Origin of the sequence: Streptomyces sp. URMC 124 (genome assembly GCF_051386455.1) — a bacterium.
Lineage (GTDB): Bacteria > Actinomycetota > Actinomycetes > Streptomycetales > Streptomycetaceae > Streptomyces.
In genome coordinates this window covers 1-5,637 of record NZ_JBPQTS010000259.1, presented here as the reverse complement: position 1 = coordinate 5,637, position 5,637 = coordinate 1, and the positions used below count along the sequence as shown (strand labels likewise).

The window sequence follows — 5,637 nt, the reverse complement described above, 5'->3', positions numbered from 1 at the left end:
ACCCGCACCCGGCTGCCGGAGGGCGAGGGCGATCCGTACGGCCCCCGCCGGGGGCGCGGGGCGCGCGGCGGGCGCGCGGGTTTCTCCAGCCGGAACATGATCACGGTCGTCGGCGTGGTCGTCCTGCTCATCGCGGCCATCGCCTTCGCCAACAGAGGCGGCGGATCCGACTCGGACGATGCGAAGAAGAGCGGGGACGGGGTCAGGGCGGAGGCGACGGCTCCGTCGGGCGTCAAGCCGGTGGGGGGCAAGACCGGAGGAATTGCTTCCGGTTTTGCGCGGACGGAGCAGGGGGCGCAGTCGGCGGCGGCGAATTTTGCGGTGGCGCTGGGGGGGGACGGGATGTTCCGCCAGGACACCCGCCACCAGATCGTCAGCGCCGTGTACGCCCCCGACGTGGCCGCGGCCAGGCAAGGCGCCCTCGACAAGGTCTACTCCGACGAGGGCTTCCTCAAGAAGATCGGGCTCGACGCCCGCGGCCACGCCCCCAAGGACATGACCTTCGTGTCCCGCACGAACCCCGTGGGCACCAAGACCGTCAAGTACGAAGGCGATACGGCAAGCGTGGCCGTCTGGTATTCCGCCCTCTTCGGCCTCGCCGGCGAGGGCTCGACGAGCCCGGTCGCCGAGAGCTGGTACACCAACACCTTCGAACTGAAGTGGACGGACGGCGACTGGAAGGTCACCGACTTCACTCAGAAGGACGGCCCGGCTCCTGTCGGCCGCGACCAGGCCGCTTCCACGGCCAAGGACATGTCGGAAGCCGTGCAAGGGTTCGGAGGGTTCACTTATGCCAGGTAGCCGCCGCCGTGCCCTCTCCCTGACGGCGATGCTCGTCTCCGCCCAAGTGGCGCTGACCGCGCTGGCCTCGCGGGCTGCCGCGGCTCCCACGCCGCCCTCGCCGTCGACCTCACCGTCGGCCTCGCCCGCCCCGTCGTCCAGCCCCAGCCAGGGTGGCGCCAACCCCGACTGCGACCTCATCCGCGGCCCCGCCAAGAGCATCTGTCAGGGCGAGAACAAAGCCCCCTCCGGCCCCGACCCCCAAACCGCCCTCGACCCCCTCGCCTCCCTGGCGAAGGGCTGTGCCGACGCCGCCTCCTGGATCATCAAGAAGCTGTCGGGCGCGGTCGAGGCCACCGGGAACGTGGACTTCACCAACGCCACGTTCCTGCGCCAGTACGCCGTCGTGTTCGCCGCCTCCACCGTGCTGACGCTCGTCCTGTGGCTGCTGGCCGTGGCCAAGCGCGCCGTGCGCGGGGTGCCGTTCACCGAGGCGTTCACGGAAGCCGTCGGCTTCCTCTGGCTCACGGTGCTGGCGTCGGCGTTCACGCCGCTCATCCTCTACACGCTCGTGTCCGCGACCGACGGCGTCACCGAGGTCATCGCCACCGGTACGAACGCGAACAACGACGCCTTCTTCGGCACGTTCGCGGACGCCCTGAAGAAGGGCGAGGGCATCGGCGGCGGCCCGATCATGCTGATCGTGGTGTCGTTGGTGTCGGTGCTCGCCGCAGGCGTGCTCTGGCTGGAGCTGGTGATCCGCGCCGCCCTGCTGTACGTGGGCGCGCTGCTGGGCACGGCCGTCTACGCGGGGCTCGTCGACAAGAACATGTGGGGCCACGTCCGCCGCTGGGCGGGCATCATGATCGCGGTGATCCTGGTCAAGCCGATCATCGTGGTCGTGCTGGGCCTCGCCGGAGCCCTGTCGTCCGGCAAGGGGCCGAACTCCTTCTCGGCCGTGGTCTCCGGCCTCGCGATCATCATCCTGGCCATCTTCGCCAGCGCGATGATCTACCGCTTCGTGCCCGGCTTCGGTGACGAGATCGCGAGCACCCGCAGCGCGAGCAAGGACGCGGCGTCCCGGCAGGCCGCCGCCGTGATCTCCTCGCCCGCCGCCCTGGTCAAGCAGGGCATCACGACCCACAGCGCCCGCGGCTCGGGCGGCTCCGGGGGCAACGGCCACCAGCCCCGGCCGGCCGACTCCGTGGCGGGCGGCGTCGCCGCCCACAGCACCCGGCCCCCCGCCCGCACCGGCGACAACAGGGGCAACGGAGGCGGCAATTCCGCCGCCCGCGCGCCGCGCGCCCAGAACCGCAGCAATACGCCAGGAGGTGAGCGGAGTTGACGATCCAGGCCCCGTCCCAGCCGATCGCGGCCCGCCGTACGTATCTGATCGGCCGTGCGCGTCCCAACGCGGTCGTGGGCAAGAACCGGGAGACCGGGGAGATCGCACTGATCATCGCCGGGGCCTTCCTCGGCATGATGTGCGGCCTCCTGGTGCCCGTCCTGCCGCTGCGGATCGTCACGCTTACCGGGTTCCCGACGCTGGCGCTGGCCGCCGTGTACGTCCCGTACAAGGGCCGCACGTTCTACAAATGGTTTGAGATCAACCGATCGTTCAAGCGCACCCTGCGCCGCGGCACCGCCTACCGGTCCGCCGCGATCGAGGCGGGCACGCGCCTGGACGGCCGCGAGATCGAGGTCGGCCCGCCCCCGGGCATCGGGCGGATCAACTGGCTCGCCGCCCCCTTCGGCCCGGACGAGATCGCGGTGCTGCTGCACGCCGACCGGCGCACGGTCACCGCGGCGATCGAGATCGAGGGCCCCGGCGTGGGCCTGCGCGACTCCGAGGACCAGGAGGCGCTGGTCGACCGGTTCGGCACGCTCCTCAAGCACGTCGCCAACGGCGACGGGTACGTGACGCGCATCCAGATGCTCGCCCGCACGCTCCCCGCCGACCCGGACGCCCACGCCAAGGACGTCGAGCGCCGCGGCGACGTCAACTCCCCGGAGTGGCTCAAGGAGTCCTACGACCAGCTGCAGTCGATGGTGTCGACCTCCTCCGAGCAGCACCGCGCCTACCTCGTCGCCTGCATGCACTACACGCGCGAGCTGGCCGCCGAGGCCAACGCCATCGCGCGCGCCTCCCGCCACGACGGCGGCAAGCGGCGCCTGGACCGCGACGGAGGCCTCGCGGTGGTCATGGCGCGCGAGCTGACGGACATCTGCGCCCGCCTCGCCGAGGCCGACATCCGGGTGCGCCAGCCGCTCGGCCAGAGCCGGCTGTCGTCCCTCGTGCACTCCATGTACGACCCGGACCACCCCATCGACCACATCCAGGCCATGACCCAGCGCAACGCCTGGCCCGCCGAGCTGGACGCCATGGAGGCCACCTACCTCCAGGCCAAGACCCGCGAGTCGTCAACGCGCGCACCCTGGTGTCATTCCACCGCATGGGTGAAGGAGTGGCCCATGACGCCGGTGGGCGTCAACTTCCTCGCGCCCCTGCTCGTCCACACCCCGGACGTGATCCGCACGGTCGCGGTCTGCATGGACCTGGAGCCGACCGACGTCGCCATCGAGCGCATGCTGACGGAGAAGACCAACGACGACGCGGACGCCTCCCGCGCCGCCAAGATGAACCGCGTCGTCGACCCGCGCGACGTCGCCCACCACTCCCGGGTCGACCAGCGCGGCGAGGATCTCGCCAGCGGCGCGGCCGGCGTCAACCTCGTCGGGTACATCACGGTGTCGTCGCGCTCGCCGGAGGCGCTCGCGCGCGACAAGCGGACCATAAGAGCCTCGGCCGGCAAGAGCTACCTGAAGCTGGAGTGGTGCGACCGCGAGCACCACCGGGCCTTCGTCAACACCCTGCCGTTCGCGACCGGCATCCGACGATAGGGGCAGTGCCGTGCTCGACCCGCTCGCCTCCCTGACCGACGCGTTCACCAGCTTCCTCTTCGGGAAGGTGGAGACCACGCGGCTGCCCGTACGGACCTCCACCGGCCAGGCGCAGGCCGTCTACCTGCCGACCGCCGCCCCCGGCCTCGGCGACTCCGGCGTGGTCATCGGGCGCGAGGTCTACTCCGGCAAGGGCTACATCTACGACCCCTTCCAGCTCTACGGCCAGCAGCTGCCCGCGCCGCACTGGCTCGTCCTCGGCGAGTCCGGCAACGGCAAGTCGGCGCTGGAGAAGACCTACGTCCTGCGCCAGCTGCGCTTCCGCGACCGGCAGGTCGTCGTCCTGGACGCCCAGGGCGAGGACGGCGTCGGCGAGTGGAACCTGATCGCCCAGCAGCTGGGGATAACACCCGTCCGGCTCGACCCCATGGCGGCCCGCGAAGGCGGCATCCGGCTCAACCCGCTCGACCCCTCGATCACCACGACCGGGCAGCTCGCCCTGCTGCGCACGATCATCGAGGTCGCGATGGGCCGCGGGCTGGACGAGCGCTCCGGCTTCGCCCTCAAGGTCGCCCACGCCTACGTGAACGAGACGATCCTCGACCGGCAGCCGGTCCTGACCGACATCGTGGAGCAGCTGCGGCACCCCGAAGCCGAGTCCGCGGAGACGATGAACGTCGACATAGACGACGTCCGCGCCTGGGGTCTGGACGTCGCCCTGGTGCTGGACCGGCTGGTCGACGGTGACCTGCGGGGCATGTTCGACGGCCCGACGACGGCCGGCATCGACCTCGACGCCCCCCTGATCGTCTTCGACCTCTCCCACATCGACCGCAACTCCATCGCCATGCCCATCCTCATGGCGATCGTGGGCGTCTGGCTGGAGCACACCTGGATCAGGCCCGACCGGAAGAAACGGATCTTCCTGGTCGAGGAGGCCTGGCACATCATCAACTCGCCGTTCGTGGCGCAGCTCTTCCAGCGGCTGCTGAAGTTCGGCCGCCGGCTCGGCCTGTCGTTCGTGGCGGTGGTCCACCACCTGTCCGACGTCGTGGACGGCGCGGCCGCCCGCGAGGCCGCGGCGATCCTGAAGATGGCCTCCACGCGCACCATCTACGCCCAGAAGGCCGACGAGGCCCGCGCCACGGGCCGGGTGCTCGGCCTGCCCCGCTGGGCCGTCGAGATCATCCCGACGCTCACCCCGGGCATCGCCGTGTGGGACGTCAACGGCAACGTCCAGGTCGTCAAACACCTCGTCACCGACATCGAACGCCCGCTCGTCTACACCGACCGGGCCATGACCGAGGACGGCGACTTCGCGCGCGAGCTGGCGGCCGAGGCAGCGGCCGCCGAGCGCGCGGCCGCGGCCCTGGAGGCGGAGTCGGCGGGCGGACCGTACGGCTCGTCGTCGGAGTCGACGGTGGCCTGAGGCGGCGACGGTGGCCCGAGGCGCGGCGGGGGCCGCGGTGGCGGCGAGGGCCGCGGGCGCGGCGGGGCGGAAGCGGAAGCAGGGGGCGGGGCGGATCCATGAGCGAGAGACGACCGGAGCGCGGCATCCCGGACGGGCTGCTGATGGCGGTCATCGGGCTGCTGCTGGCCATGACGCTGCTGGTGTGGGCGGCGACGGGCCTGGCCGCCCTCTTCGCTCACGGCGCCTGGCCGGAGGCGGTCACCCTCACCCGTACGCCCCTGGCGCTGCGGCACCTGGTGACGCAACCACGGGACCTGCCGGCCGCCTGGCCTGACACCCCGCCGGGCACCCTGTCCGGCTACGGCCTCTTCTGGGGCCTCCTGATCGGCGAATTCCTCGTGCTCGTCGTCCTCGGCGTCTTCGTCGTGGGGACGGTGGCGCGGTGGAAGGCGGTACGGGCACGGCGGCGGGCGGACGGGTCGGCGCGGGTGGAGCGGGTGGAGCGGGGCGGTGGGGGCGGCTCGACGCCAGCGGATCCTGTAGCC

The 5,637-nt window shown here is 71.6% G+C and carries 4 protein-coding genes and 1 pseudogene; all 5 read left to right on the top strand.

What is annotated here, in order from left to right:
• The coding region (locus ACSNOG_RS31705; protein ID WP_436756153.1) for a hypothetical protein at positions 1-801 on the top strand (801 nt) is incomplete at its 5' end.
• Positions 791-2,125: a hypothetical protein gene (locus tag ACSNOG_RS31700; protein WP_436756152.1), complete on the top strand. Its 1,335-nt coding sequence runs from the start codon at positions 791-793 to the stop codon at positions 2,123-2,125. The genes ACSNOG_RS31705 and ACSNOG_RS31700, both read left to right, overlap by 11 nt.
• A gap of 2 nt (positions 2,126-2,127) precedes the next feature.
• Positions 2,128-3,681 (top strand): SCO6880 family protein, encoded by a 1,554-nt coding sequence (locus ACSNOG_RS31695; RefSeq protein ID WP_436756154.1) that lies wholly within the window; start codon positions 2,128-2,130, stop codon positions 3,679-3,681.
• Positions 3,682-3,691: 10 nt separating this feature from the next.
• Positions 3,692-5,110, top strand: coding sequence for an ATP-binding protein (locus ACSNOG_RS31690; RefSeq protein WP_436756151.1), 1,419 nt, complete (start codon positions 3,692-3,694; stop codon positions 5,108-5,110).
• A gap of 98 nt (positions 5,111-5,208) precedes the next feature.
• Positions 5,209-5,637, top strand: a pseudogene (locus ACSNOG_RS31685) (type VI secretion protein); the annotation flags it as partial.

Coding starts and splice junctions, on each gene's coding strand:
- ACSNOG_RS31700 (WP_436756152.1), top strand. CDS start 791: ATGCCAGGTAGCCGCCGCCGTGCCCTCTCCCTGACGGCGATGCTCGTC.